Genomic DNA, 25,086 nt, shown 5'->3' with positions numbered 1-25,086 from the left:
GAATTTTGAATATGCCGCACCTCTGATATCCCCCTTTGTCCCTTTCGGGACATCTCCCCCACAAGGGGGGGGGAGATTGGTAACTCGCAGTATCTCTTCGCCTCAAACGAACACAGAACCTGCAGCAACTGAGGTTTGTTGTTTTAACGAGGGAGAGCCAAATTCTCCCAACGATCCCCCCCCCTTGTGGGGGAGATGTCCCGAAAGGGACAGAGGGGGGTACCGCACTCCCGCGCAAACTCTAAACTCTGCCAGTAGCGCTCTGTCAGCGCACATCCGCCCGCGCTCGCGGCCGCGTATCATTCCTTTCCCAGGAGAAAATCGCCGGCGGTAACGGATCGCGGTTGCGGATGATATCCGCGCCCTTCTCGCCAACCATGATCGTCGGGCCGTTGGTGTTGCAGGAAGGCACGCGCGGCATAACGGAACTGTCGCACACCCGCAGACCTTCCAACCCCCGCACCTTCAGCTCGAGATCGACGACCGCCATGGCGTCCGTGCCCATCTTGCAGGTGCCGACAGGATGATGGTCGGTCTTGGCGTTGGCGCAGCCATAGTCGAATAATTGTTCTTCCGTCTTCAGTTTGCCGCCCGGCAGCCGCTCCGCCAGCACGAAGGGTTTCAGCGCATCCTGGCTCATGATTTCGCGAGCGATCCGCAACCCTTCCAGTGACATCTTCACGTCATGCGGATCGCTCCAATAGTTCGGATCAATCAGCGGCGCGGCCGCTGGATCGGACGAGGAGAGCCGCACCGTGCCACGCGAGCGTGGGTGCAAATAGGCGGAATTCAATGTCACCCCGGCATTCTTCAGCCGCGCGACACCGGCCTCGATGCCGGAGCCGAGGCCAAGATGGAACTGGATATCCGGCGAACGGGCATCGGGATCTGCATACCAGAAGCCGCCGGTCTCGAAGAGTGACGAGGCGACGGGACCGGAGCGGAAGAGCAGATATTGCAGACCGGCCCAGAGCGTACGATGCAGCTTGGCGACATTGTCATAGGTATGGTCGCCGGTGCATTCCGAAATGACGAAAAGATCGAGGTGGTCCTGCAGATTGCCGCCGACGCCGCGAAGATCATGCGCCACTGGCACACCGACCGAGGTTAGATGATCAGCCGGGCCGATGCCTGACTGCAGCAGCAGTTTTGGCGAGCCGATGGCGCCGGAGGAAACCAGCACTTCCCGCTCGGCACTGATAATCTCGACGCCCTTATCCGTCGTCACTTCGACGCCGACAGCCCGGCGGCCTTCGAGCACGATCCGCGTCACCCGCGCACCGGTGCGGATCGTCAGGTTCTTCCGATCCTTGATCGGTGACAGATAGGCCAGCGAGGCCGACGAGCGGCGACGATTGCGCTGCGTCAACTGATAAAAGCCGACGCCCGCCTGCTGTCTGCCGTTGAAATCGTGGTTATAGGGGATGCCGAGTTCCTGGCCGGCGCGGATATAGGCGTCGCAGATCGGCAGCGCCGACACCGGCATGGAAACGCCAAGCGGCCCGCCATAGGAATGATAGTCATCGGCAAAACGCTGATTGTCCTCGGCCCGTTTGAAGTAAGGTAATACGCTGCGATAGTCCCAGCCCTCGCAGCCATCCTCGCGTGCCCAGAGATCGTAGTCGGCGGCATTGCCGCGCGTATAAAGCTGCGCATTGATCGAGGAACCGCCACCGATCACCTTGGCCTGCGTATAGCGCAGCACGCGGCCTTTCATATGCTTTTGCGGAACCGTCTCCCACCCCCAGCTCGCCACGCCCTTGGTCATCTTGGCAAAGCCGGCCGGCATATGGAACAAGGGATTCCAGTCACCGCCGCCGGCTTCCAGCAACAGGACTTTCACCGAAGGGTCCTCGCTTAGGCGATTGGCGAGCACGCAACCCGCGGGTCCGGCGCCGGTGATGATGTAGTCGTAGGTCATTTCCAGTCCTCAAATTTATGATGGACCGCGGCTCACAACCGCCCGATCCCCAGCCCACCATCCGCGGGGATTACCGACCCCGTGGCAAAGCCAAAACCGCCTTTGGCAAGCGCTGCGACGATGCTGCCGACATCGCCCGTCTCGCCCCAGCGTCTCATCGGCACGAGACCCCCGTCGATCAATGCGTCATATTTCTCCGACACCTGCGCCGTCATGTCGGTGCGGATGATGCCGGGGCGAACTTCGAAGACGGCAATGCCGGTCTTCGCCAGCCGCAGCGCCAACCCCTGCGAAAAGGCCGAAAGGCCGGCCTTGCTGATGCAGTAATCCAGCCGCTCCGGCGAGCTCAGCGCTGCCGAGACCGAGGTGATGTTGATCACCGAACGCGGCGTCGGCGATGTCTTCGCCACCAGCATCGAACGAACGACGGCCTGGGTGAAAAACACCGTACCGCGCAGATTGACGTCGATGATCCGGTCGAAATTTTCCGGCGCCAAATCCAGGAAATCGCCGCGCACGACGGGGCCGATGCCGGCATTGTTKACCAGGCAATCGATCTCGCCCAAAGCCGCCCGGATCGCCTCGACGGTTGCTGCGTGTCCCGAGAGCTCGGCAAGATCGGACCGTAGATAGATCGCCCGCCCGCCGCTTGCCTTCAATTCCACGAGCTCCGCCAGCGGCGGCTCGGTCTCGATACCGGTGATCGCCAGATCGAAACCACACCCGGCCAGTGCCTGCGCGATACCGAAACCGATCCCCTTGCGGCCGCCGGTAACGACGGCGACCGGGCGCCTTGCCTTCATGACCGAAGCTCCTCCCGCACGATATGGTCCGCGACGCGCAGCGCTTGAGCAGCCACCGTCAACGCCGGATTCACCGCCGCAGACGTCGGCAGGAAGCTGGCGTCGACAACGAAAAGATTGGGGTGATCGAAGGCGCGGCAATAGACATCGAGCGGCGCGCTTGAGCCGTCAGTGCCGATCTTGACCGTGCCGCATTGATGCGACGGCGTGCGCTTGTCGAACGGACGGGATAGAACGATCGGGAAACCGGCCTTGCGCAGCACACCCTTCAGCTTCTTCACCAGATCGAGATGCGCCTGCCAATTGGTGCGCACCCATTGCAGCACGATACGGTCGCCTTCGACCATGATCCGGCTTTCCGGCGACGGCAGATCCTCGCTCATGGCGTAGAAATCGATGGCATGCGCGGAAAGCCTGTTCAGCAGCCATTCCGGCACGGTCGGCATATTAGCCTTGAGGATCGTGCCGGAAACACGCCCCAAAAGCTGCACATTGCCAAGCGGCGGCCCGCCTTCACCATCCGAGAGATAGAAATCGTTGAAGCCGAAGGTCTTCTGATAGATGGAATCGTTGCGATACCAGGGCGAAATCGCCAGCAAGGCCGAGGAATTGTGGTTCATGAAGTTGCGGCCGACCTGATCCGAGCGATTGGCAAGCCCGCGCGGATTGGCATCATCAGCCGATCTCAGCAGTAGCACCGCCGACTGCACAGCCCCGGCCGCAAGGATCACCAGCTTCGGCCGCACGACATGCGCCTCCCCATAGGCGGAATAATGCACGGCGGCGATCATCCGGCCATCAGCGGCGGCCTGAAGCCGCGTGACGCGCGCGCCGGTCTTCAGCTTGACGTTCGGATATTGCAGAGCCTTGGCAAGCGCCACCGTCTCGGCATCCATCTTGCCATCGGCGCTATGGGGATGCGCATCCCAGGGCGTACGGCCCTTGGCAAGCCATTTATCGATATCGACGCCGAGCGGGAGCGGATGCGGATGCATGCCGTTTTGCTTCAGCCGCTTGCGGACACTGGCGATCGCCGGCTCATCGGGAACGGGTGGAAACGGATAGGGGCGCGAATGCGGTGGTTCCCACGGGTCGTCGCCGAGGCTGCCGCGCACCTGGTAGAGCTGTTCCGCCTCGCTATACCAGGGTTCCAGCTCCTCATAGGGAAAGGGCCAGGCCGGTGATACGCCATCCAGATGCCGCATCTCCTCGAAATCCTCGCGCCGGTAACGGATCAGCACTGCGCCATAGAATTTCGAATTGCCGCCGACATTGTAGTAGTTGCCGGGATTGAACCCCTTGCCGCCCTTCTCGTACCACGTCTCCTTCGGGCGGAAATGGCCGCGCACAAAGATCGCCCGCTGGTCGCGGTTTTCCGGCCGATCCTCCAGTCTCTCGCCGGCCTCGAGGATCAATATATTGGCGCCCGAGGCGCCAAGGCCGGAAGCAATGGTCGAGCCGCCAATTCCCGAGCCGATGATGACGATATCCGGTTCTTCCATGCGGCCGCTCATCCAATCCGAATTTGGCTCTGCGGATCGAAGAACACCGCCTTGTCGAGATTGAAGGCAAGCCGCGTCGTCTGGCCGGCAGCGATACGGGCGTCGGCGCGCAGCCGCGCCACCACGGATTTGCCGCCGAGGCGGACGATCGCGAAAGTATCCGAACCCGCTGGCTCGACCACCTCGATCAGGCAATCACCCTCGGCGAGCGAATGGGCATTGCGGTCTGCACCGTCAAGGTCGGTCAGCGCCTCCGGCCGGATGCCGAAGATCACATCCTTGCCGGCATGGGCGCCGAGAGCAGCGCCGCTCCCGTTGACGGGCAACTTCAAGGGCGCGGCACCGTTCGGCCGATCTAGCGACACCTGCAATCCCGTCGGCCCGCTCTCGACCGTCGCAGTCAGCAGGTTCATGGCGGGCGAGCCCATGAAGTCCGCGACGAACATATTGGCAGGATGATTGTAGATTTCCGCCGGCGTGCCGAATTGCTGCAGGACGCCATCCTTCAGCACAGCGATTTTCGTCGCTAGCGTCATCGCCTCGATCTGGTCATGCGTAACGTAGACGATCGTCGTCTTCATGCGCTGGTGCAGGCGCTTGATCTCGGTGCGCATGTCGACGCGCAGCTTGGCGTCGAGGTTGGAGAGCGGCTCGTCGAACAGAAAGACCTGCGGATCGCGCACCAGCGCCCGGCCCATGGCGACACGCTGGCGCTGGCCGCCGGAAAGCTGGCTCGGCTTGCGGTCGAGCAGGTGGCCGATCTGCAGCATGTCGGCCACTTGCTTGATCGCCTTCTCGCGCTCCTCCTTTGGAACTTTGCGGATTTCCATGCCGAAGGCGATGTTGCCGGCAACCGTCATGTTCGGATAGAGCGCATAGGATTGGAACACCATGGCAATGTCGCGCTGAGACGGCGGCAGGCCGTTGACCGAACGGCCGGCAATGGCGATGTCGCCCGAGGTGATCGGCTCCAGCCCGGCAATGGTGTTGAGCAGGGTGGACTTGCCGCAGCCGGATGGGCCGACGAGCACAAGAAACCCGCCCTTTTCGATCTCGATATTGATGTCCTTCAGGATTTCGAGCGATCCATAGGACTTGCGCAGATTGGTGATTTTCAGGAAGGACATGGTCTTATCCCTTGACGGCGCCGGACATCAGTCCACGGACGAAAAACCGGCCGGAGACGATGTAGACGATGAGGGTTGGCAGGGCGGCGAGGATCGCGCCGGCGAAGTGGACATTGTATTCCTTGACCCCTGTCGACGACGAAACGAGGTTGTTGAGCGCAACCGTCATAGGCGTCGAATAGGGTCCGGAGAACGAAGCGCCAAACAGGAAGTCATTCCAGATATTGGTGAACTGCCAGATGACGGAGACGACGATGATCGGCCCGGAGGACGGCAGCAGGATACGCCGGAAAATCTGGAAGAAGCTCGCCCCGTCGATCTGCGCAGCGCGCACCAGCTCGGTGGGAAACGCCTCGTAATAATTGCGGAAATAAAGCGTGGTGAAGCCGAGGCCATAGACGATATGGACGAGGATCAGTCCCCAGATGGTTCCGGCGATGCCGAAGAAACCGAGAATGCGCGCCATCGGGATCAGCACGATCTGGAACGGGATGAAGCAGGAAAGCAGCAGCATGCCGAAGAAGATTTCAGCGCCGCGGAAGCGCCACTTCGTCAGCACATAGCCATTCAGCGCTCCGACCATGGTGGAGATCGCAACGGCGGGCACGACCATCAGGATCGAGTTGATGAAAAAGGGCCTGAGCCCCGTCGGCTGCACGCCGATCTGTGCCGTCGACCAAGCCGAAATCCATGGCTCGACCGTCCAGGTCTTCGGCAGGTTCAGCATCCCGCCCTGGCGGATCTCTTCGAGCGGCTTGAAGGAATTGACCAACATCACATAGAGCGGCAGCAGGTAATAGACGGCAAAAAGGATCAGTGCCGCATAGATCAGCCCGCGGGTCAGCTTGCCGTGCGAGATGGCGTTTTGCGGATTGGGGCTGCTCATGTGCGTTTCCCTCCGCCGATTTCCGAATAGAGATAGGGAATGATGATGGCAAAGATCATCGCCAGCATGATGATCGCCGACGAGGCGCCGATGCCCATCAGGTTGCGGGTAAAGGTGTAGGAATACATGAAGGTGGCCGGCAGTTCGGTCGCCTGCCCCGGCCCGCCGCCGGTCAGCGCCACGATCAGGTCGTAGGCCTTGATGGCGAGATGGGCGAGCACGACGAAGGCCGAAAGGAACACCGGCCGCATCAGCGGAATGATGATACGGCGGTAGGTGGTAATGGCAGACGCGCCGTCGATCTGCGCCGCCTTGATGATCTCATTGTCGACGCCGCGAAGTCCGGCGAGGAACATCGCCATGACAAAGCCCGAGGACTGCCAGACGGCGGCGATGACGACGCAATAGATCGCCATCTTCGAATCCTTGATCCAGGTGAAGGAAAAACTCTCCCAGCCCCAGAGATGCATGGTGTTCTCAAGCCCGATGCCGGGATCGAGGAACCATTTCCACGCCGTCCCCGTGACGATGAAGGACAGCGCCATCGGATAGAGATAGATCGGCCTCAACAGCCCTTCGGCGCGGATTTTCTGATCGAGCAGGATCGCCAAAGCGACGCCGAGGACCGAGCAGATGATGATATAGAACGAGGCGAAGATGCCGAGATTGGTGATCGCCCGCCACCAATGCGGCAGCGCCCAGAGCTTGCTGTAGTTGGCAAAGCCGACGAGGTTATAGGACGGCAGCATCTTGCTGTCGGTTAGCGACAGATAGCCGGTATAGGCGATGAAGCCATATACGAAGATTAGAATGACAACGAAGCTCGGGGCCAGCACCAGCTTGGGCAACAGCTCCTGCATTCGGCTGCGACTGTTCATGGGTCGAACACCAGTTTTAACGCGTCCCGAATGGACGCGGGTTCCAAACATGCGAACTGCGAACGGAACGCCCCCTCACCCTAGCCCTCTCCCCGAGGGGAGAGGGGACGACCTCGATCGCCGCATCCTCTCGATTCCAAAGAAGCCGAGAGACCGTCGAGGGCGCCCTATTCCCTTCTCCCCTCGGGGAGAAGGTGCCCGAAGGGCGGATGAGGGGGGGGGCTCGCTCCGAATMCCTTACTTCGCAGCCGCAACCGCCGAGACGAGTTCCTTGACCGCATCGTCAGACGACAGATCGCCGTTGAATTCGCGGGTTACGACGTCGTAGATCGCATTCTTGACGGCGGCCGGATTGGCATGGCCATGGGCCATGGAACCAAACAGCGTGCCGTTCTTGTTGGCTTCGGCCAGATCCTTGATCGCCTTCTTGCCGCAATCGTCAAAGGCGGTATCCGGCACGTCGGTGCGGGCCGGGACCGAGCCCTTGACGACGTTGAAGGCCGACTGGAACGTCGGGCTTTCGATCGAGGACGCCATCTGCATCTGGGCCGGGACCTTGTCGGCGGACACCTTGAACATCGCGAACTGGTCAGAGTTGAAGGTTACCGAGCCCTGCGTTCCCGGGAAGCGGATGCAAACGAAATCCTTGCCCGGCACCTTCTTTGCCTTCAGGAACTCGCCCTTGGCCCAGTCGCCCATGAACTGCAGGCCGGCCTTGCCTTCGATGACCATGCCGGAAGCAAGGTTCCAGTCGCGGCCGGAGAAGTTGTCGTCGACATAGGAGCGCAGCTTCGTCATGCGGTCGAAAGCTTCCTTCATCTTCGGGCTGCCGAGCGTATCGGGATCGAGATCGATGAAGGCCTTCTTGTAGAAGTCGTTGCCAAACGAGAGCACGACGGCATCGAAGATCGTCGCATCCTGCCACGGCTGGCCACCATGGGCGATCGGCGTGATGCCCTGTTTCTTAAAGTTGTCGAGCAGCGCGATCAGCTCGTCCCAATTCGCAGGCACCTTGCCGCCGGCCTTGTCCAGCGCTTCCTTGTTGATCCACACCCAGTTGGTGGAGTGGACGTTCACAGGCGCGGCGATCCAGTGGCCGTCATATTTGGAAAACTTCTGCAGGGCGGTCGGGACGACCTTGTCCCAGCCTTCCTTGTTGGCGACTGCATCGAGATTGCCGAGCGAGCCTTCCTTGGCCCAGTCGAGAATGTCGAAGCCGAGCATCTGCACGGCGGTCGGCGGGTTGCCGCCGGTGACGCGGGCGCGCAGCACGGTCATGGCCTCGCTACCGCCACCGCCTGCGACCGGCATATCGACCCAGCTTATGCCCTTCGATTCCAGGTCCTTCTTCAGCACTTCCAGTGCCGTCGCCTCGCCGCCCGAGGTCCACCAATGCAGGACTTCGACGCTTTCGCCAGCATGCGCCATGGTCACCGCGCCCGTCATCAAAAGGGCAGCAGCAGCCACTGATGTCATCAATTTACGCATATTTTCCTCCCGGTTTTCGTTAGATGAGCAGCAAGACCTCCTCCCGCCGCCCCTGCCCTTCACTCCCCGTAAAGAACAAAACTCGTCATGGCCTTTCAGGGTCAGACGCTCAATTTAAAACGTTATAAATGAGCTATGTCAAGCATCCAATTCAACTGTCGATCTATGCAGAAATCGCTTTAAAACTAGCGTATTACGCTACTTCTCCTGGGAACTTCGAGGCGAAGCGTAAATTTAAAACGTTTTCATTCGTTGGATTGTGTACTGCCGATACTCGCGGTAGATTGCCAGGACCGAGCCATGACAGGACCGTGAGTTTGACCGACCTACCCTCCTCTCCAACTAAGCCTGGAAGTGCCAAACCGACTTTGCGGACGATTGCGGAATTGACCGGTCTCGCTGTGACCACGGTATCGCGAGCGCTGAGTGATGCGCCGCAGATCTCGCTGGAGACGCGGCAGCGGGTGCATCAAGTCGCTCGTGACATCGGCTATATGCCTGACCGCGCCGCCCAGCGTTTGAAAACGGGGCGCACCAATGTGATCAGCATCCTTCTCGACCCCCACGAGGAGGTCGTCGGCTTCGGCACCTCGATCATGTACGGCATCACTAAGGCCCTGCAGAAGACCTCCTACCACCTGATCGTCATGCCCAACTCCCTGGCGACCAGCAACATCGATGCGGTCGACTATATCCTGCGCAACAATCTCGCCGACGGGCTGATCTTCTCGCGAACCGAGCCGCTCGACCCGCGTGTGCGCCGGCTGCTGGAACACGGCTTTCCCTTCGTGTGCCATGGACGCACGGAATTCTCGACACCGCATCCCTTCGTCGACTACGACAATTTCGCCTTTGCCTACGAGGCCACACGCCGCCTGATCGCCAAGGGTCGGCGCAAGGTGACGATCGTGCTGCCGCCAAAGCGCCTCACCTTCCACCAGCACATGCTGCACGGTTTCATGACGGCCGTCCGCCAGGCCGGCATCGCCTATGAGATCCCCGAGAATATCAACCTCGATTCGCCGGCCGATATGGTGCGCGATCACTTCCGTCGTCGCGCCGAGGCATCGGATGCCCCGGATGGTTTCATCTGTCCCGGCGAAGTTTCCGCACTCGCCGCCATCAGTGCCCTGAGCGATCTCGGGCACACCCTGAGCGTGAATTACGATATCGTTGCCAAGCAGACCTCGCGGCTGCTCAGCCAGATTCAGCCGAAGGTCGATACGATTTATGAAGACCTGACGGCGGCGGGCGAACAGCTCGGCCGTATCCTGCTGAAGCGCATCGCCAACCCGGAAGCCGACGACCTGCAATTGTTGCAGCCGCCGCAAATCGGCTTTCCCACGACGACGACGACCGGCTGATGCCGCTATCGCGTCGCTGTTTTGTCGGGTTGTTCGCGCCCAAACCGCCATCGATCCGATCCTACCTCGGCATCCACCAGCCGGTGCGTCGGCCGATATGCATGTTGAGCGTTTTTGTCTCGGTATAGTCCTCCACCGCATGCCGGCCGAGCTCACGCCCCAGCCCTGATTGGCGATAGCCGCCGAAGGGCAGTTCCGCCGCGCCATCCATGAAGGTATTCATCCAGATCGTGCCGGCCCGCACCCGCCGCCCGATCGTCATGCACGTATCGAAATCGCGGCTCCAGACGCCGGCGGAAAGGCCGTAGTCGACAGAATTGGCGATGCGGATCGCATCTTCGGTCGTGTCGAACGTCAGCACGGAAAGGACGGGCCCGAACACCTCCTCCTTCGCCACCGCCATCTCTGGCTTGACGTCCGAAAGGATGGTCGGCGCCATGTATTGGCCGAAGCCGAAGTCGATCTGGCTGCCGCCATGCGCCACGGTTGCGCCGCTCTTTGCCGCGCCGGAGATATAACCTTGAATCTTCTGCAAATGCTGCGGCGTGATGATTGCCCCGACCTGCGTTGAGGGGTCGAGCGGGTCGCCGACCTTCACTTTCTCCGACAGGCTGGCGATACGCGCCGTAACGTCCTCAGCGATATCCCGATGGACGATCAGCCGCGAACCGGCATTGCAGCACTCGCCGGCGTTGAAATAAGCGCCGAACACCGCGGCATCGACGAACTCGTCGAGATTGGCATCCGGAAAGACGATCTGCGGGTTCTTGCCGCCGAGTTCGAGCGAGACCTTCTTCAGCGTCTGCGCCGCATTCGCCATGGTCAGTCGCCCAACGCCGGTCGAACCGGTGAAGGAGATCATATCGACATCCGGATGGCTGGTCATCGGCGCACCGACATCGGCACCCGTGCCGACAAGGATATTGACGACGCCGGCCGGCACGCCGGCCTCCATCAGGATCTCACCGAGCACCAGTGTCGAACCTGACGTCAACTCGGATGGCTTGACCACTGCCGTGCAGCCCGCCGCAAGCGCGAATGGTAATTTCTGGCTTACGATCAAGAATGGGAAATTCCAGGGTGTGATGATCGAGACGACCCCGATCGCTTCGCGCAGCACCACGCCCATCGTGCCGTCGCCGAGCGTATTGTAGCTCTCGCCATGCAGGTCTCGGGCAAGGGCGGCCGCATAGCGCCAGATATCGGCCGAACCGCTGATCTCGGCGCGCACCTGGGTGATTGGCTTGCCCGCTTCGATCGCATCGAGGTAGGCGAGCTCTTCGGCTCGTGCCGAGATCATGTCGGCGACTTTCAATAGGATGTTAGAGCGTTCCGCCGCCGTCATGCGCGGCCAGGGACCGTGGTCGAACGCCTTGCGCGCAGCGGCAATCGCCTTATGCACATCGTCCTTGGTCGCGGATTTATACCGACTGACGGTGACGCCATGGCTCGGCGCCACACGCTCGATCGTACCGGTCTCGACGCCTTCGACCCATTTGCCGTCGATCAGCATCTTGAAGTCACGCACTTTGACATCTGGAAGCGCTTGGGGCTTCACAAGGACCGTCATCACCATTCTCCCTTGAATTCGGCAGTGCGTTTGCCGGCAAAGGCCGCAACGCCCTCCTTGAGGTCGCCGGTCTTGGCGACCAAGATCGATCCCAACGCCTCGACAGCCGAGCCATTATCCTCGCCATTGGCCGAAGCGATCATCAGCTTCGCAATCTCCAACGCCGCCGGTCCGCGCGCAGCAATACGTGCTGCATACTCCCTCGCCGCGGCAAGCACCGTTCCGGTTTCGACGACGGCGTCCACGAGACCGTAGCCGCGTGCCTCCTCGGCGGAAAACATCTCCCCGCCCAACACCATGCGGCGCACGATCTGGGCGCCAAACCGCTTGGTAAGCCGCTGCGTACCAGACCAGCCGGGCACCATGCCGAGGCTTGTCTCCGGCAGGCCGATCCTGATCTGGCTTTCCGCAATGCGGATATCTGCCGCCGCCGCCAGCTCCAGCCCACCGCCGAGCGCGTGACCGTTCAATGCCGCGATCACCGGCATGCGCAGCGTCGCCAGCCGATCGAAGACACGATGGCCGAAGCGCACCCAGGCATGACCGAACTCATTGGCCGCCATATCGCTCCAGGCCTTGACATCACCCCCGGCTGAAAAGGCCTTGCCTTCGCCTGTGAGGATCGCGACCCGCACAGCACCATTCGCCTCCACGTCGTCACAGGCAGCCGCCAGCGCCTTCAGCATGTCGATATCGAAGGCGTTAAGCTTCTCCGGCCGCGAGACCATGATGGTCGCGATGAAACCCTCAACGGAAACCTTGATCTCACCCATGGCGTGCTCCTTCCAGAACACGGCTCGCCTTCGCAGGCAGCGTCAGACCGATCGGCGTCTCATGGAACAGAGCTGCATCCATCACCTTCAGCCGGTCGGAGACGAGCAGCGGAAATTCCGACTGATCGAGAATATGCGCCTCCAAATCGACGCCGGGCGCAATCTCCGTCAGCAACAAACCATCCGGCGTCAGCTTCATCACGCAGCGCTCGGTGACATAGGTGATATCCTGCCCCTGCGCGACGCCGCGTGGGCCGGAGAAGGTGACGTGTTCGACGGCGTTCACCAGCTTTTTGAGCTTGCCTTCCTTCTCGATGATGAGCCGTCCATCCTCGACACCGAGCTTGGCACCCGCATTGAACATGCCGGAGAAGACGATCTTCTTCGCCCGCGCCGTGATATCGACAAAGCCGCCGGCGCCCGCCGTCACATGCGGGCGGAAGCTAAGCCGGGAGACATTGACCGATCCGTCGCGGTCGATCTCCAGGAAAGAGAGAAGCGAGGCGTCGAAGCCACCACCCTGGAAATAGGTGAACTGATAGGGCGACGGCATGAAGGCATCTGCGTTGGAGGCACAGCCGAAGGCAAAATCAAGCAGCGGCACGCCGCCGACTGCTCCTTGCTCGATCACCCAGGTGACCGCGCCATGCAACCCCTCTTCCATCAGGATACGCGGCACATTGGCCGAAATGCCGAAGCCGAGATTGACGGCGCTGCCGGATTGCAGCTCCTGCGCCACCCGCCGGGCAATGACCTTCTGAATATTGAATTCCGGCACACGGAAGCTGTCGAGCGGCCGAAAGATTTCCCCCGAGATCGCCGGATCGTAAAGCGTCTGCGTCGTCTGTTTCTGATCCTGATCGACGACGATATAGTCGATGAGAACACCGGGAACGCGCACGTCATGCGGTTTCAGCGAGCCTTCCTTGGCAAGGCGCTTGACCTGAGCGATCACGATGCCACCATTGTTGCGGGCGGCGAGTGCCTGATCGAGCCCGCCGAGATAGGCACCTTCATGTTCATAAGTGAGATTGCCACGCTCATCGGCGGTCGTGGCCCGGATGATCGCCACCTGCGGCGCGATCGCCTTGAAGTAGAGCCAGTCTTCACCCTCGAAACGGGTTCGCTTCACCACCGGCTCAGCCTCGGCTGCCGCATTCATGGCGCAGCCCTCGCGCTCCGGGTCCACGAATGTATCGAGGCCGACCTTGGTCAACACGCCAGGACGCTTGGCCGCTGCTTCGCGATGCATGTCGAAGAGAATGCCGGAGGGAATATTATAGGCCGCCACATCGTTGCTGCCGATCATCTGCCAGATCAGCGGCGGCTCGGAACTGGACGGCCCGGACGGATAGGAGCCCCCGATGATCTTCTTCAGCAGGCCTTTCTTGGCGATATGATCGACGCCCTTGATGCCGCTCATATCGCCCGCGGCGATCGGATGCAGCGTCGTCAGGTCACGCGGATGGCCGGTCGCGTCGAAACGCGCGCCGATCGCCTTCAGCATCAGGTCCGGGCAGCCGAGACCGCTGGAGGATGAGACGGAAACGATGGCGCCATCCGGGATCAGGGCAGCCGCCTCGGCGGGGGGGATGTGCTTGTTCATCGTGACGCTCAAAGTCCTGGAACGATCTTGGCGGCTTCGCCGGTCGCAGCCGATTTGACGACGGCAAGCCCCGTTGCCAGCGACCACACTCCATCCTCGCCGGTAGCCGACGGTTTTCCCCGGCCCTCGATCGCGGCATGAAAGGCGGCAAGCGCCGTCTCGTAGAGATTGTGGTGATGGAGCGGCAGCTCCGTCTCACCATCCCTGTTGCGCAGGAAGACATGACCGATAGGCTGCTGCGTCATGACATTGCGGCCGATCAGCGATCCATCTGTGCCGTGCACCTCGAAGCCGGTCTCCGCATATTTCGTGGTAAAGCCGTCGTGGAACTGGGCGATGACGCCGGATTTGAAACGCAAAGCGCCCATCACGGCGTCCTCAAGCCCGGCCTTGCTCATGCCGCCGCTCTGGCCGAGCGCGATCGCTTCCACCGGATCATCGTTCAGCACGAAGCGCAGCGTGTCGGCGTCATGAACGGTGATGTCGAGAATGACGCCGCCGCCCGCCTGTGGCTTGTCCAGCCGCCAACCCTGCAAATGCGCCGGCAGATAGACGGCGTGGAAAACGCGGGCGCTCAGCGGCTTGCCGATCCGGCCGGCGGCGATTGCCTCCCGCATCGCGTGGTGGCTGGCTGCGTTGCGCAGATGATGGTTGGTGCCCATGACCACACCGGCTCCCTTCGCAGCCTGCACCATGAGCCGCGCATCTTCCACCGTCAGCGCCAGCGGCTTTTCGCAGAGCACATGCTTGCCGGCCTTGACCACCGCCAAGGTCTGGTCTCGATGCAATTCGTTGGTCGTCGAAATATAGACGGCATCGACATCGGGATCGCTCACGAGGTCGGCGACATCCGTCACCGATTGGGCAATGCCATTCTCTGCCGCATAGGCACGGCCGCGCTCCGCATCCGTGCTCATCACGGAGACGACGTCGCCGCCGGTCGCGCGAATTGCGCCGATCATCCATTCACGGGCGATCGTGCTTGCGCCGATCAAGCCCCATTTCACACCTCCGCTCATGACACGACCCTCCTAGCCGTTGTATCCAGCCCGGCTCCGCAGCTCTGGCGCACCACCAGCCGCACGGCGCTGACGATCGCCTCTGCCTCCACCTTGCCGGAATTGATCTGCTTCAGGAGCAACTGTGCTGCCCGCCGGCCCATGCCCTGCGGATCCACGGAAACCGTCGTCAGTGCAGGCACCGCACTTTCGGCCTCGATCACATCGTCGAAACCAACCACTGCAAAATCGACGCCCGGCTCCAGCCGCCGCGCCCTCAGTCCATCGCAGACGCCGAAGGCGACCGCATCGTTGAAACACACGGCCGCAGTCGGCTTATTGGCGAGCAACATGGCACGGCCGACCGCTTCCACGCCGCCGGCACGCGACGGCGCGGTGGCAACGACGAGATCATCGTCGAAAGCTATTCCCGCCTTGGCCAGCGCATCGCGATAGCCGCCGAGCCGTTCGGCAAAAACGGCGGTATTGGCAAAGCCGCCCATGAAGGCGATGCGGCGGTGACCGAGACCGGCCAGATGCTCCACCGCCGCCGATGCGCCGGCAAAATTGTCCGACACCAGCGACGAGACCTTCGCCCCGGGAATATTGCGCACGACGATCACCACCGGAATGCCGGCATTGGTCAGCGACTTGAAGTCCGCCGCTTCCGTGCCGCGCGCCGGCGAGACGATCAGGCCGGAAATACCGTGCTCGCGCATGGAGGCAACGACCTCGCGCTGCCGGTCTATGCTCTCGCCGGTATTGGACAGGAACTGCACATAGCCTGCCGACTGCACAACCATATCGACGCCGACGGCCAGCTCGGCAAAGAAGCTGTTGGTGAGATCGTTGACGACGATACCCACGATCTTCGACTTCGCCTGCCGCAGATTGGCGGCGCCGCGATTGTAGACGTATCCAAGCTCGCGGATCACCGCATTCACCTTGGCTCGCGTCGCCTCATTGACGAGCGAGCTGCCCTGCAGAACGAGCGACACGGTCGATTTCGACACGCCGGCGGCATGCGCAATATCGATGACCGTGACACGTCCCTTGTTCATCCGTCTCCCCGCGAGATTCAAATTCTTTTGTTGCGGTGATTATTTGGAACGTTCCAAATTTTGTCAATGAAGAAATACGAAGATGAACGAGCGCGCTCGCGAACCGCATGGAAAATATAGGATTTAATTTGCCTTCAATGCCCGAAAGGCATTATCTGCTCGGCAGTCAATTTTTCGAAATATTGCATCAAAATTTGGAACGATCTAAATCGCCAAGCTTTCCGGCCAGATCGCATCGATAGAAACGCGCCGAATATGCTGCTCCCCTGGAGCATGCTGCGCGACCGGATGGACGAACGCGCCGTTTCCTGATCCCCCAAAAAAGTTGCGCCTGCGGTATCGGCGCAGATACCGCAGGCGCGTCATGCGTCCCTTTGAACCCCCAGGACGCAATCTTTGTCGGTGTTACTCCCGCTCGCCCGTGAAGTTCAGGAGAAGCTGGAAGATGTTGACGAAGTTCAGGTAGAGCGACAGCGCACCGAAGACGGCCAGCTTCTGCGACGACTCCTGATCGTAGTTTTCGGCATACTGTTCCTTGATGTTCTGCGTATCCCAGGCGGTCAGGCCGACGAAGACGACGATACCGATGACCGAGATCGCGAACTGCAGCGCGCTCGAACCCAGGAAGATATTGACGACGCTGGCGATGACCACGCCGAACAGGCCCATCATCAGGAACGAGCCGATGTTGGAAAGATCACGCTTGGTCGTGTAGCCGTAAAGGCTCGTCGCGCCGAACATCGTTGCGGCAATGAAGAAGGTTCGCGCGATGCTGGTGCCGGTGAATACCAGGAAGATCGAAGCGAGCGACAGGCCCATGACCGCACAGAAGGCCCAGAACATTGTCTGCGCCGTGCTTGCCGACATCGATTGGATGCGGAACGAGAAGAACAGCACGAAGGCGAGCGGCGCCAGCATGACGACCCACTTCAGTGGCGTCTGGAAGATCGGCACATAGAGCGCCGGCGTCGTGCCGACGATCAGCGCGACGATACCGGTCACCACAAGGCCGATGCCCATGTAATTGTAGACGCGCAGCATATGCTTGCGCAGACCTTCGTCGAAGAGCGCCTGCGAGCCAGCGGCGGCTCCATAGCCGTATCGCGGATTGGTCGGGTTCATGGTCGTTCTCCTTTGATTCAAAACTAGTACAGACTGCGGGCGAGCTTTTCGGCCTCGCCATCGAGTTCGGCCGCCTTGCCGTCGCCGATCAGCGCGTAAGCGACCTCGCCGATCTGCCAATAGGCAGCCTGGACATCGTCACGCTTGACATGGCTGACCTTCTGGACACCGAAACTGCCCGGACGGACGGCAAACAGCGACAATTGACCGCCTTTGCCGGCATCAATCGTCATTTCAACGCTCGGGCCGAAACCGGACGGATAGATCTGCGCATCGGTGACACGCCAGCCCTGCGGCAGTTCCGGCAGGACGATCGCCGTCGATGCGCGGATTTCATCCGGATTAAAGGCAGCCTGCGCCGGCTGCGACTTCATCGTTTCGCGCAAGGCTGTCGCCCGGTAAGCTTGTACCGCATCATCGACGAAAGCCGGCACCGGAACGGACGCGTTGACTTCGCTCGCGGTGAAAGCGCCAAAGGACGTATGCGCGACCCAGCCGGCGGCCATCAGCATGGCAACGGCGGCAACCCGCTGGAACGAGCTCAGCACCCGGCCATAAGCCAGCCCGCGTTCCAGCCGCCGCGCGGCCTCGCGGGTTTCCGCCTTCGCCGCCAGTCCTCCGCCGGCCAGTGCCATGCGCAGCTCGCCACGGATACTCATATCGGCCATCACCTTGGCGGCGATCGCAGGATGTTCCGAGAGGTAGGATTCCACCTCGACGCGGCGCGCGACGGTCAGCTCACCATCGACATAGGCGTCGAGATCGGCGTCGATGACGGGATCAATTGTTTTCATTGCCGCCTCCGATCAGTCGAAGATGCGAAACCGTGGGTGATGTGTTCTCGAAATCTCTCAAGCTGGCGCGGGCGCGGGCGATGCGCGACATCAACGTACCGACGGGAATACCGAGTGCAGATGCCGCTTCCTGATAGGAAAGGTCTTCGATCGCCACGAGATGCAGCGCTTCGCGTTGCTCCTCCGGCAGGTTGAAGAAAGCGTCTCGCACCTGCTTCAGGCGCACGGCATGATCCTGCGAAGCCGGCAGGGCCTGGTCGAATTCGGCAGCCGCCTCTTCATGGCGGCGATTGAGCGAACGCGTCTGGCGCAGCCGGTCGATATGGGCATTGTGCAGGATCGAAAGCAGCCAGGTGCGCAGGTTCGCGCCGCGCCGGAAAGAGGATTTTCGCTCATAGGCCTTGACCAGCGCATCGTGCACCAGGTCTTCCGCTTCATCCGCATTATGGACGAGCGAACGGGCATAGCGTCTCAGCGAACCGAGCTGCCCCAAAACATCGAATGTTCGTCCTTTGCGTTCCATACCCCAATATACGGAAGCCGAGCCGATCCTATTCCATCGCCCGGCAAATATTTTTTGAACGCTACATCAGCACGAAATCCTTCGGCTGCGGCATTGGAGGAAGATCGGCTTCGCCGAGCGCTTCGCGAAGGTTGATTTCGACCGTATCGGCCAGCGCGCCGATCGCCAGCGCATTCGGGCGATTGCTGAAAGGATCTTCAAGCTCATCACCGAGGGCATCCAGACCGAAGAAGGTATAGGCCACCAAAGCGGCCACGAAGGGTGAACCCCAGCCGAGCGTGTCTACGAAACCGAAGGGCAGCAGGAAGCAAAAGAGATAGGCCGTGCGGTGCAAGAGCAGCGTATAGCCGAAGGGAAGCGGCGTGTTGCGGATGCGCTCACAAGCCGCCTGCACCACTCCCATCTGACCGACGCTGGCATCGAGCATCTGATATTGGATGTCCGAAATGTCACCCGCAGCCTTGAGTCGTGCAAGGTCCGTCGACATGAGGCGCAGCAAGAGATCGGGCCGATTTTGAGCCATATGATAGAAATCGGCTTCGCTGGGCGACAGGTGGTTCAACACTTTGTTCTCGTTGCCGCCGGGCCGCAAATGGCAGACCAGCGCCTGCGTGAAAGCCATCGTCAGCCGCAACAAATTCCTGCGCGCCTGGCGACCATTCTCTCCCGCCGATTCCAGAATGAGCGTCTGCCGCGCAAAACCGCGGGCAACATAAACGAGCTGACCCCAAACGCGCCGGCCCTCCCACCAGCGGTCGTAGCAGGCATTGTTGCGAAAGCCGAGGAAGATCGAAAGCGCGATGCCGAGCAGGGCAAAAGGCGATCCATTGAACGAGAGGATTACATTCGGACGCTCTTCATGCCCCCAGACGATCAACGCCGACAACAGGAAAATCACCACGATCTGCGGCAGTATCCGGCGAATGACCGAACCGCGGACGATGAAAAAAGCTGAAAAAGACTCGGCCTGTCTCGGACGATCATTGTGGCAAGAACTCTCGGCTAGGATTTGATTTGCCGAGCAATACATCAGACAAGCAGGAAACAATCCACTCTTCCGCAATTGGTAGCGACTGTCACCAGCCATCATAGTTGGATATATCGACGAGGGGGCACGGAAACGACAGAGGACGACTTGATGAAGAGCATCCGTATTGCAGCCGCCTTGATCCTGCGGGGCAACGGCGACACCTTACTGGTCCGCAAGCGGGGAACGTCAGCCTTCATGCAGCCGGGCGGCAAGATCGAAGCCGGAGAAACCGCCGCGGCCGCACTGATCCGCGAACTGAGTGAGGAAATCGGCCTGCGCTTTGCCGAGACACAGTTAAGTCCTATCGGCCGTTTCGAAGCCGAGGCCGCCAACGAGCCGGATCATCAAGTGATTGCCGAGGTGTTCCGCCTCGATATCGGCGACGATGTCATTCAGCCCGCCGCCGAGATCGAAGAAATACGGTGGATATCTCCGACCAATCCCGGCGATATCCCTTTAGCACCCCTGACGGAACACCAGATCCTGCCCACTCACCGGCAGCAGCTCGCCGCCGGCGTGAAATAGAACTCAGTCAATTCGCCGAGGCATTCGCTTCGACCAAAACTGGATCGGCGCGATAGTCTTTCGGGAAAATGCGCTGCAGGTTTTTGATCTTCGGCAGATCGTTGATGACGATGTAGGGATAATTGGGATGTGTCGTCAGGAAGTCCTGATGATAGTCCTCGGCAGCATAGAATTGCCGTGCCGGCTCGATCTTGGTGACGACAGCCGCGTCGAAAACCTTGGCGTGATTGAGCTGGTCGATATAGGCCTTGGCGACATTGGCCTGTTCGGCATTGGTCGGGAAGATTGCCGAGCGATATTGCGTGCCGCTGTCCGGCCCCTGATAGTTGAGCTCCGTCGGATCATGGGCGACCGAGAAGTAGATTTGCAACAGATGCCCGTAGCTGATCTTGTGCGGATCGAAAACGATGCGCACGGATTCGGCATGGCCGGTATCGCCGGTGCTCACCATCTCATAATGCGCCGCATCCTTGTTGCCGCCGGTATAGCCCGACGTGGCACTGATGACGCCGTTGACATGCTGGAACACGCCCTGCACGCCCCAGAAGCAACCGCCAGCGAGCACGGTGGTCTCCGTACCGCCGGAACCCGGCTTTTCATCGACCGTCGGCGCCGGAATGACACGCGCGTCTTCGGCCGAGGCGCTGGTAACGAACTGGAACGCCACGCCGGCAAGCAAGATTGCACCGGCTGCGAAAGCCGCTGGACGGGCAAGACGCGGCAGGCGTTTGCGGATCGTATCTTTCGATGCACGGTTCATGATGATCTCCTTTCAGCGGAGATTATAAAATCTCTCGTCACCAGGGGATACGGGAGGACCGGGCATTTTGTTACACACGGGCGCGTGAAACACCGAAACGTGATGGTACGCCACAGCCGGAAGCGCGGGCCGTCGATCTGATTGCGCCGACAAAGCCGCTCAGTAATGCGGCGGCTTCGTGATGGCCGGAGCGTCCAGGCTCTGTTCTTCCAGCGTCAGGAAGCGTTCGGTCAGCCGGTCGAGCTTCTGCCGCGTCTGCTCGATCACTTTCCACTGCTCCGCCACCTGATCGGACAGTTCCTCGATCGTCTTTGCCTGATAGGCCACCAATTCTTCGAGTGCGGTGATACGACTTTGTTCGTCTGACATCTCTGTTTCCCTTCGGCAGCGATCTATAGCACCCCGACAGCAGACGTATAGTGACTCAATCAAGCATATGACGGGCGCCGGCGCCATTTGACGGTGATGTGACAAAACTGAAAAACATATGAAAAGACCCGTTACCTAACTGACATCAGGGCCTTCTAAAGAGAGCGCAGAGACGCGCCAGTTTGAAGGCAATCCCTTTGCAGGCGCACCCTTTCTGAAGACCTCGGAGACGCGCCTTGAAGATCATCCAGATCACCGACACGCATTTGAGCCCCAACAAGCCGCATTTCAACGGCAACTGGGAGCCGCTGGCGAAATGGATCGAGGCGACTGGCGCCGATCTCGTCGTTCACACCGGCGATCTCAGCGTCGACGGCGCCGACAAGGACGAAGATCTCCTCTTTTCCATGGACATGATGCGGCAGGTCTCCGCGCCGATGCTCATCGTGCCCGGAAACCACGATGTCGGCCACCTGCCCGGCTCGTATCAGCCCGTCAATCCGGAGCGGCTGGAACGCTGGCGTCGTCTCGTCGGTCCCGACTATTGGGCGAAGGACGTCGACAATTGGCGGCTGATCGGCCTCAACAGCCTGCTGATGGGCTTCGAGGATGCCGAGGAACAGAAGCAGTTCGATTGGCTGCAGGATATGCTCGAAAGCCGTGGCGACCGCCGCGTTGCCCTTTTCGCCCACAAGCCGCTCTTCGTCGATGCGCCGGATGAGGGCGATACCGGCTACTGGAGCGTGCGCCCGGTGCAGCGCGGCCGGCTCTATGATCTAATCGCGGCCCATGACGTGGCCCTGTTCGGCAGCGGCCATTTGCATTGGACCTGGGAAGGCGGCTTCAACGACACGAAGCTGGTATGGGCACCGCCCGGCGCCTTCATCCTCGACAAGATGGAACGTGAAATGCCCGGCGAACGGCTGATCGGCGCCGCTATCCATGAGCTTGGCGAGACCGTATCGACCGAGCTCGTCGCCGTGCCCGGCATGACGGCTTACTTCCTCGATGACGTTGTCATGGAAGTCTATCCGCAGGCCGCACCCAAGGCACAGAAGGAGCCGACCGAATGAGCGCGCTTTCGCTTCGCGGCATCGCCAAGTCCTTCGGCGGCAACGCCATCCTCAAGGGCGTCAGCCTCGAGGTCGAGCAGGGCGAGTTCATTGCCCTCGTTGGGCCGTCCGGCTGCGGTAAGAGCACGCTGCTGCGCATTCTCGCGGGGCTCGATCACGCCGACAGCGGTGAAATCATCCTTGGCGGCAGCGACGTCTCCGGCGTTGCTGCGGCCGACCGCAACATCGCCATGGTCTTCCAGTCCTACGCGCTCTATCCGCATCTGACGGCGTCGGAAAACATCGCCGTGCCGCTCGCCATGCGCCGCCTGACGCGCGTACAGCGCCTGCCCTTCATCGGCGCCCTGCTGCCGGGTCAAAAGAACATCCGCTCCGGCATCATCCGCGATGTCCGCGAGATGGCGGTTTCGCTGAAGATCGACCATCTGCTCGACCGCAAGCCCGGCCAGATGTCCGGCGGCCAGCGTCAGCGCGTGGCGCTCGCTCGCGCCATGGTGCGCCAGCCGAGCGTCTTCTTGATGGACGAGCCGCTCTCCAATCTCGATGCCAATTTGCGCGTCCATGCCCGCGGCGAGATCGTCGACCTGCATCGCCGCGCCGGCGTTCCCACCGTTTACGTCACCCATGATCAGGCCGAAGCGCTTTCCATGGCCGATCGCGTCGCCGTCATGATCGGTGGGCAGTTGCTGCAGCTCGCCTCTCCGCAGACGATCTATGACGATCCGGCCCATATCGAAGTCGCCCGCTTCGTCGGCCAGCCGCGTATCAACCTCCTGCCGGCCCTGGCCGAAAACGGCATCGTCGCCTTCGGCGGCATCAGGCTGGCGCTCGCAGAAACCAGCTTTGCAGGCACTGCGGTCACGCTCGGCATCCGTCCGGAATTCGTCCGCTTGGCCGACAGTCGCCAGGATGCACTCGCCGCCCATATCGAACGGATGGAATTCCTCGGCTCCGAAGTCATCCTGCACGCCCGGCTCGATGGCATCGGCGAAAGCATGATCGCCAAGCTCACCCCCGCCGATGCGAATGGCCTATCCGCGGGCATGCCCGTCGCCCTGACGCTGGCGCCGGAACAGGCCATGGTCTTTGCCGAAGATGGCCGCCGTCTGCGCGCCGTGCCTGTTGCGGCCGATGCCGCCAGGGAGAAAGCCCATGGCTAGCATGGCCGCCACGTCGATGCCGATGCAGTCGGTGGCGGCGCGCGAGCGCAGCGAAGCCCGCACGGCCCTGCTGCTGGCGCTGCCCGCCATCGTCCTGATCGTGATTTTCATTTTGCTGCCGATCGTCGCCGTCGTCTTCCTCGGCTTCACCGATTTCCAGCTCGGCGACAAAAGCTTCCGCTTCGTCGCCTTCGAGAATTTCGCACACCTGCTTCGGGACCGGACGTTCCAGAAATCCCTGTGGAACACGACGGTCTATACCGCCATCGTCGCGCCCGTCTCGATCGTACTCGGCCTCGGCGTGGCGCTGCTGATCGAGAGTGAAGGCATCGGCCGCAGCTTCTTCCGCACGGCCTACTTCCTGCCCGTCGCCTCGTTGATCGTCGCCATGGCGACCGTCTGGCAATATCTCTTCCATCCGACCATCGGCCCGATCAACGCGCTTCTGGCCGAGATTGGTGTACGCGGCCCGAACTGGCTCGGCTCCTCGGCGACCGCGCTCTACAGCCTGTCGATCATCGGCGTCTGGCAGTCGGTCGGCTTCAACATGGTGCTGTTCCTCGCCGGCCTCACCGCCATCCCGCGCGAACTCTACGCCGCCGCCGAAGTGGATGGTGCGAAATCGGCGCTCGACCGCTTCTGGCTGGTCACCTGGCCGATGCTCGGACCGACGACGCTCTTCGTCACCACGATCAGCATCATCAACGCCGTCAAGGTCTTCGATACCGTCAAGACGCTGACCGACGGCGGCCCGAACCATGCCTCGGAAGTGCTGCTCTTCACCATCTACCAGGAAGGCTTCGTCTATCTCCGGGTCGGCTACGCCTCGGCGATGACGACCGTGTTTCTCGCCATCCTAGTGGTGCTGACCTTCCTGCAATATCGCGTTCAAGACCGGCAGGTGCATTACACATGACCTCGACAGGCTTCACTCCCGGCCGCATCCTGCGCCTCTCAGCGCTGATCTTGGGCTCGCTCGTCTTCCTGGCGCCCTACATCTTTATGATCTCGACCGCCGGCAAGGCGCAGGACGATATCTTCACCTCCGCCCTGAAGCTGATCCCGACGCATTTCTTCTACATCGAGAACATCACCCATGCGTTGAGCAAGGTGCCGATGGGCACGCTGCTGCTCAACGGCGTCCTCGTCTGCGGCCTGATCTTCTTCTTCCAAGTGCTGATCGCCATCCCTTGCGCCTACGCTATGGCGAAGCTGAAATTTCCAGCCGCACGCATGATGATGGTGCTGGTCATGCTCGGTCTGCTGATTCCGATCCATGCAACGGCTCTGCCGCTCTATGTCGGCTTCAACAGCCTATCGCTGCTGAACAGCTATACGGCCCTCGTCGCGCCCTTCTCGATCTCGGTCTTCGCGATCTTCATGTTCCTGCAGTTCTTCCGCGCCATGCCCGACGATCTGATCCACGCTGCCCGCCTCGACGGCATGTCGGAACTCGGCATCGTCGCTCGTGTGATCGTGCCGAATGCCTGGCCCGCAGTTACGGCCTTCGCGATCTTCTCGGTCGTCGCGCATTGGAACGACCTCTACTGGCCGCTGATTGTCATCAGCAAGCAGGACTACGCCACCCCGCCGCTGGGCCTCATGTATTTCCGCGCCGCCGAAGCCGGCGACGACTACGGCGCCCTCATGGCGGCAACCCTGATCATCACCCTTCCCCTCGTCGCGGCGTTCCTTCTCGCACAGAAGCGTTTCGTCGAGGGCATCACCATGACCGGTCTCAAAGGCTGACTGG

Annotated in this window: 23 protein-coding genes and 1 pseudogene; 6 read left to right on the top strand and 18 right to left on the bottom strand. The window is 61.1% G+C overall.

Translation table 11 applies throughout. The annotated features are described in order from the left end of the window. Positions 1–265: 265 nt before the first annotated feature. The 7 genes from QD357_RS11495 to QD357_RS11465 all read right to left on the bottom strand — a co-directional run bounded on the left by QD357_RS11495 (position 266) and on the right by QD357_RS11465 (position 8,605). Positions 266–1,921, bottom strand: a complete 1,656-nt coding sequence (locus QD357_RS11495) for a GMC family oxidoreductase (protein WP_107109347.1) — start codon at positions 1,919–1,921, stop codon at positions 266–268. Between the two features lie 32 nt (positions 1,922–1,953). After that, positions 1,954–2,724 carry a 3-ketoacyl-ACP reductase gene (locus tag QD357_RS11490; RefSeq protein WP_107109348.1) on the bottom strand — a complete coding sequence of 257 codons (771 nt, stop codon included), beginning with the start codon at positions 2,722–2,724 and terminating at the stop codon, positions 1,954–1,956. Further along, positions 2,721–4,226: an FAD-dependent oxidoreductase gene (locus QD357_RS11485; RefSeq protein WP_414124349.1), complete on the bottom strand. Its 1,506-nt coding sequence runs from the start codon at positions 4,224–4,226 to the stop codon at positions 2,721–2,723. The genes QD357_RS11490 and QD357_RS11485 overlap by 4 nt, the downstream gene beginning before the upstream one ends. Before the next feature lie 8 nt (positions 4,227–4,234). Further along, positions 4,235–5,353, bottom strand: coding sequence for an ABC transporter ATP-binding protein (locus QD357_RS11480; RefSeq protein WP_107109350.1), 1,119 nt, complete (start codon positions 5,351–5,353; stop codon positions 4,235–4,237). A 4-nt stretch (positions 5,354–5,357) separates the two neighbouring features. Further along, positions 5,358–6,239: a carbohydrate ABC transporter permease gene (locus QD357_RS11475; RefSeq protein ID WP_107109351.1), complete on the bottom strand. Its 882-nt coding sequence runs from the start codon at positions 6,237–6,239 to the stop codon at positions 5,358–5,360. Continuing rightward, positions 6,236–7,117 carry a carbohydrate ABC transporter permease gene (locus tag QD357_RS11470; RefSeq protein WP_107109352.1) on the bottom strand — a complete coding sequence of 294 codons (882 nt, stop codon included), beginning with the start codon at positions 7,115–7,117 and terminating at the stop codon, positions 6,236–6,238. Before QD357_RS11470 ends, QD357_RS11475 begins: the two co-directional genes overlap by 4 nt. 237 nt (positions 7,118–7,354) lie before the next feature. Continuing rightward, positions 7,355–8,605 (bottom strand): ABC transporter substrate-binding protein, encoded by a 1,251-nt coding sequence (locus QD357_RS11465; protein WP_107109353.1) that lies wholly within the window; start codon positions 8,603–8,605, stop codon positions 7,355–7,357. Positions 8,606–8,916: 311 nt separating this feature from the next. Here QD357_RS11465 and QD357_RS11460 point away from each other — a divergent pair, with 311 nt between their 5' ends. Beyond that, complete coding sequence (locus QD357_RS11460; RefSeq protein WP_414124348.1) at positions 8,917–9,969, top strand: LacI family transcriptional regulator; 1,053 nt, start codon at positions 8,917–8,919, stop codon at positions 9,967–9,969. A gap of 61 nt (positions 9,970–10,030) precedes the next feature. Here QD357_RS11460 and QD357_RS11455 read toward each other — a convergent pair whose 3' ends face one another. The 9 genes and pseudogenes from QD357_RS11455 to QD357_RS11415 form a co-directional block, all read right to left on the bottom strand. Next, positions 10,031–11,539, bottom strand: a complete 1,509-nt coding sequence (locus QD357_RS11455) for an aldehyde dehydrogenase family protein (protein ID WP_107109355.1) — start codon at positions 11,537–11,539, stop codon at positions 10,031–10,033. Beyond that, entirely contained in the window at positions 11,539–12,312 is a 774-nt protein-coding gene (locus QD357_RS11450) for an enoyl-CoA hydratase/isomerase family protein (protein ID WP_107109356.1), read from the bottom strand. The genes QD357_RS11455 and QD357_RS11450 overlap by 1 nt, the downstream gene beginning before the upstream one ends. Then, complete coding sequence (locus QD357_RS11445; RefSeq protein WP_107109357.1) at positions 12,305–13,918, bottom strand: acyl CoA:acetate/3-ketoacid CoA transferase; 1,614 nt, start codon at positions 13,916–13,918, stop codon at positions 12,305–12,307. The genes QD357_RS11450 and QD357_RS11445 overlap by 8 nt, the downstream gene beginning before the upstream one ends. A gap of 8 nt (positions 13,919–13,926) precedes the next feature. Continuing rightward, positions 13,927–14,937: a Gfo/Idh/MocA family protein gene (locus QD357_RS11440; protein ID WP_107109358.1), complete on the bottom strand. Its 1,011-nt coding sequence runs from the start codon at positions 14,935–14,937 to the stop codon at positions 13,927–13,929. Continuing rightward, entirely contained in the window at positions 14,934–15,977 is a 1,044-nt protein-coding gene (locus tag QD357_RS11435) for a LacI family DNA-binding transcriptional regulator (protein WP_107109359.1), read from the bottom strand. The genes QD357_RS11440 and QD357_RS11435 overlap by 4 nt, the downstream gene beginning before the upstream one ends. A gap of 405 nt (positions 15,978–16,382) precedes the next feature. After that, positions 16,383–17,099 carry a Bax inhibitor-1/YccA family protein gene (locus QD357_RS11430; protein WP_107109360.1) on the bottom strand — a complete coding sequence of 239 codons (717 nt, stop codon included), beginning with the start codon at positions 17,097–17,099 and terminating at the stop codon, positions 16,383–16,385. Between the two features lie 23 nt (positions 17,100–17,122). Beyond that, positions 17,123–17,893: an anti-sigma factor family protein gene (locus QD357_RS11425; RefSeq protein WP_107109361.1), complete on the bottom strand. Its 771-nt coding sequence runs from the start codon at positions 17,891–17,893 to the stop codon at positions 17,123–17,125. Next, on the bottom strand, positions 17,880–18,416 hold the full coding sequence (locus QD357_RS11420; protein ID WP_107109362.1) for a sigma-70 family RNA polymerase sigma factor: 537 nt from the start codon (positions 18,414–18,416) through the stop codon (positions 17,880–17,882). Before QD357_RS11420 ends, QD357_RS11425 begins: the two co-directional genes overlap by 14 nt. Positions 18,417–18,477: 61 nt before the next feature. Then, positions 18,478–19,400 (bottom strand): annotated as a pseudogene (locus QD357_RS11415) (bestrophin family protein). 154 nt (positions 19,401–19,554) lie between these two features. On the opposite strand from QD357_RS11415, the gene QD357_RS11410 reads away from it, so the two are divergent. After that, the gene (locus tag QD357_RS11410; RefSeq protein ID WP_107109363.1) at positions 19,555–19,971 is read left to right on the top strand and encodes an NUDIX hydrolase; all 417 of its coding nucleotides are present in this window, start codon (positions 19,555–19,557) and stop codon (positions 19,969–19,971) included. Between the two features lie 7 nt (positions 19,972–19,978). Here QD357_RS11410 and msrA read toward each other — a convergent pair whose 3' ends face one another. Both msrA and QD357_RS11400 read right to left on the bottom strand, forming a co-directional pair. Then, on the bottom strand, positions 19,979–20,731 hold the full coding sequence (msrA, locus tag QD357_RS11405; protein WP_107109364.1) for a peptide-methionine (S)-S-oxide reductase MsrA: 753 nt from the start codon (positions 20,729–20,731) through the stop codon (positions 19,979–19,981). Between the two features lie 159 nt (positions 20,732–20,890). Next, the gene (locus QD357_RS11400; RefSeq protein WP_107109365.1) at positions 20,891–21,100 is read right to left on the bottom strand and encodes a SlyX family protein; all 210 of its coding nucleotides are present in this window, start codon (positions 21,098–21,100) and stop codon (positions 20,891–20,893) included. 236 nt (positions 21,101–21,336) lie between these two features. On the opposite strand from QD357_RS11400, the gene QD357_RS11395 reads away from it, so the two are divergent. From QD357_RS11395 to QD357_RS11380, 4 genes are read left to right on the top strand one after another with little or no spacing between them, the layout of a single operon-like run. Further along, the gene (locus QD357_RS11395; protein ID WP_107109366.1) at positions 21,337–22,173 is read left to right on the top strand and encodes a metallophosphoesterase family protein; all 837 of its coding nucleotides are present in this window, start codon (positions 21,337–21,339) and stop codon (positions 22,171–22,173) included. Beyond that, on the top strand, positions 22,170–23,333 hold the full coding sequence (locus QD357_RS11390) for an ABC transporter ATP-binding protein (RefSeq protein ID WP_107109367.1): 1,164 nt from the start codon (positions 22,170–22,172) through the stop codon (positions 23,331–23,333). Before QD357_RS11395 ends, QD357_RS11390 begins: the two co-directional genes overlap by 4 nt. Further along, on the top strand, positions 23,326–24,249 hold the full coding sequence (locus QD357_RS11385; RefSeq protein WP_107109368.1) for a carbohydrate ABC transporter permease: 924 nt from the start codon (positions 23,326–23,328) through the stop codon (positions 24,247–24,249). Before QD357_RS11390 ends, QD357_RS11385 begins: the two co-directional genes overlap by 8 nt. Continuing rightward, positions 24,246–25,082 (top strand): carbohydrate ABC transporter permease, encoded by an 837-nt coding sequence (locus QD357_RS11380; protein WP_107109369.1) that lies wholly within the window; start codon positions 24,246–24,248, stop codon positions 25,080–25,082. The genes QD357_RS11385 and QD357_RS11380 overlap by 4 nt, the downstream gene beginning before the upstream one ends. The last annotated feature ends 4 nt before the right edge of the window (positions 25,083–25,086 follow it).

This window comes from Rhizobium sp. BR 317 (genome assembly GCF_047445835.1).
Lineage (GTDB): Bacteria > Pseudomonadota > Alphaproteobacteria > Rhizobiales > Rhizobiaceae > Rhizobium > Rhizobium paranaense.
This window is presented reverse-complemented; position numbering and strand designations above follow the sequence as displayed.

Excerpts from the sequence above, each read along its gene's own strand:
- QD357_RS11495 (WP_107109347.1), bottom strand. The coding sequence starts at position 1,921 with ATGACCTACGACTACATCATCACCGGCGCCGGACCCGCGGGTTGCGTG.
- QD357_RS11485 (WP_414124349.1), bottom strand. The coding sequence starts at position 4,226 with ATGGAAGAACCGGATATCGTCATCATCGGCTCGGGAATTGGCGGCTCG.
- QD357_RS11480 (WP_107109350.1), bottom strand. The coding sequence starts at position 5,353 with ATGTCCTTCCTGAAAATCACCAATCTGCGCAAGTCCTATGGATCGCTC.
- QD357_RS11475 (WP_107109351.1), bottom strand. The coding sequence starts at position 6,239 with ATGAGCAGCCCCAATCCGCAAAACGCCATCTCGCACGGCAAGCTGACC.
- QD357_RS11470 (WP_107109352.1), bottom strand. The coding sequence starts at position 7,117 with ATGAACAGTCGCAGCCGAATGCAGGAGCTGTTGCCCAAGCTGGTGCTG.
- QD357_RS11465 (WP_107109353.1), bottom strand. The coding sequence starts at position 8,605 with ATGCGTAAATTGATGACATCAGTGGCTGCTGCTGCCCTTTTGATGACG.
- QD357_RS11455 (WP_107109355.1), bottom strand. The coding sequence starts at position 11,539 with ATGACGGTCCTTGTGAAGCCCCAAGCGCTTCCAGATGTCAAAGTGCGT.
- QD357_RS11450 (WP_107109356.1), bottom strand. The coding sequence starts at position 12,312 with ATGGGTGAGATCAAGGTTTCCGTTGAGGGTTTCATCGCGACCATCATG.
- QD357_RS11445 (WP_107109357.1), bottom strand. The coding sequence starts at position 13,918 with ATGAACAAGCACATCCCCCCCGCCGAGGCGGCTGCCCTGATCCCGGAT.
- QD357_RS11440 (WP_107109358.1), bottom strand. The coding sequence starts at position 14,937 with ATGAGCGGAGGTGTGAAATGGGGCTTGATCGGCGCAAGCACGATCGCC.
- QD357_RS11435 (WP_107109359.1), bottom strand. The coding sequence starts at position 15,977 with ATGAACAAGGGACGTGTCACGGTCATCGATATTGCGCATGCCGCCGGC.
- QD357_RS11430 (WP_107109360.1), bottom strand. The coding sequence starts at position 17,099 with ATGAACCCGACCAATCCGCGATACGGCTATGGAGCCGCCGCTGGCTCG.
- QD357_RS11425 (WP_107109361.1), bottom strand. The coding sequence starts at position 17,893 with ATGAAAACAATTGATCCCGTCATCGACGCCGATCTCGACGCCTATGTC.
- QD357_RS11420 (WP_107109362.1), bottom strand. The coding sequence starts at position 18,416 with ATGGAACGCAAAGGACGAACATTCGATGTTTTGGGGCAGCTCGGTTCG.
- QD357_RS11410 (WP_107109363.1), top strand. The coding sequence starts at position 19,555 with ATGAAGAGCATCCGTATTGCAGCCGCCTTGATCCTGCGGGGCAACGGC.
- msrA (WP_107109364.1), bottom strand. The coding sequence starts at position 20,731 with ATGAACCGTGCATCGAAAGATACGATCCGCAAACGCCTGCCGCGTCTT.
- QD357_RS11400 (WP_107109365.1), bottom strand. The coding sequence starts at position 21,100 with ATGTCAGACGAACAAAGTCGTATCACCGCACTCGAAGAATTGGTGGCC.
- QD357_RS11390 (WP_107109367.1), top strand. The coding sequence starts at position 22,170 with ATGAGCGCGCTTTCGCTTCGCGGCATCGCCAAGTCCTTCGGCGGCAAC.
- QD357_RS11385 (WP_107109368.1), top strand. The coding sequence starts at position 23,326 with ATGGCTAGCATGGCCGCCACGTCGATGCCGATGCAGTCGGTGGCGGCG.
- QD357_RS11380 (WP_107109369.1), top strand. The coding sequence starts at position 24,246 with ATGACCTCGACAGGCTTCACTCCCGGCCGCATCCTGCGCCTCTCAGCG.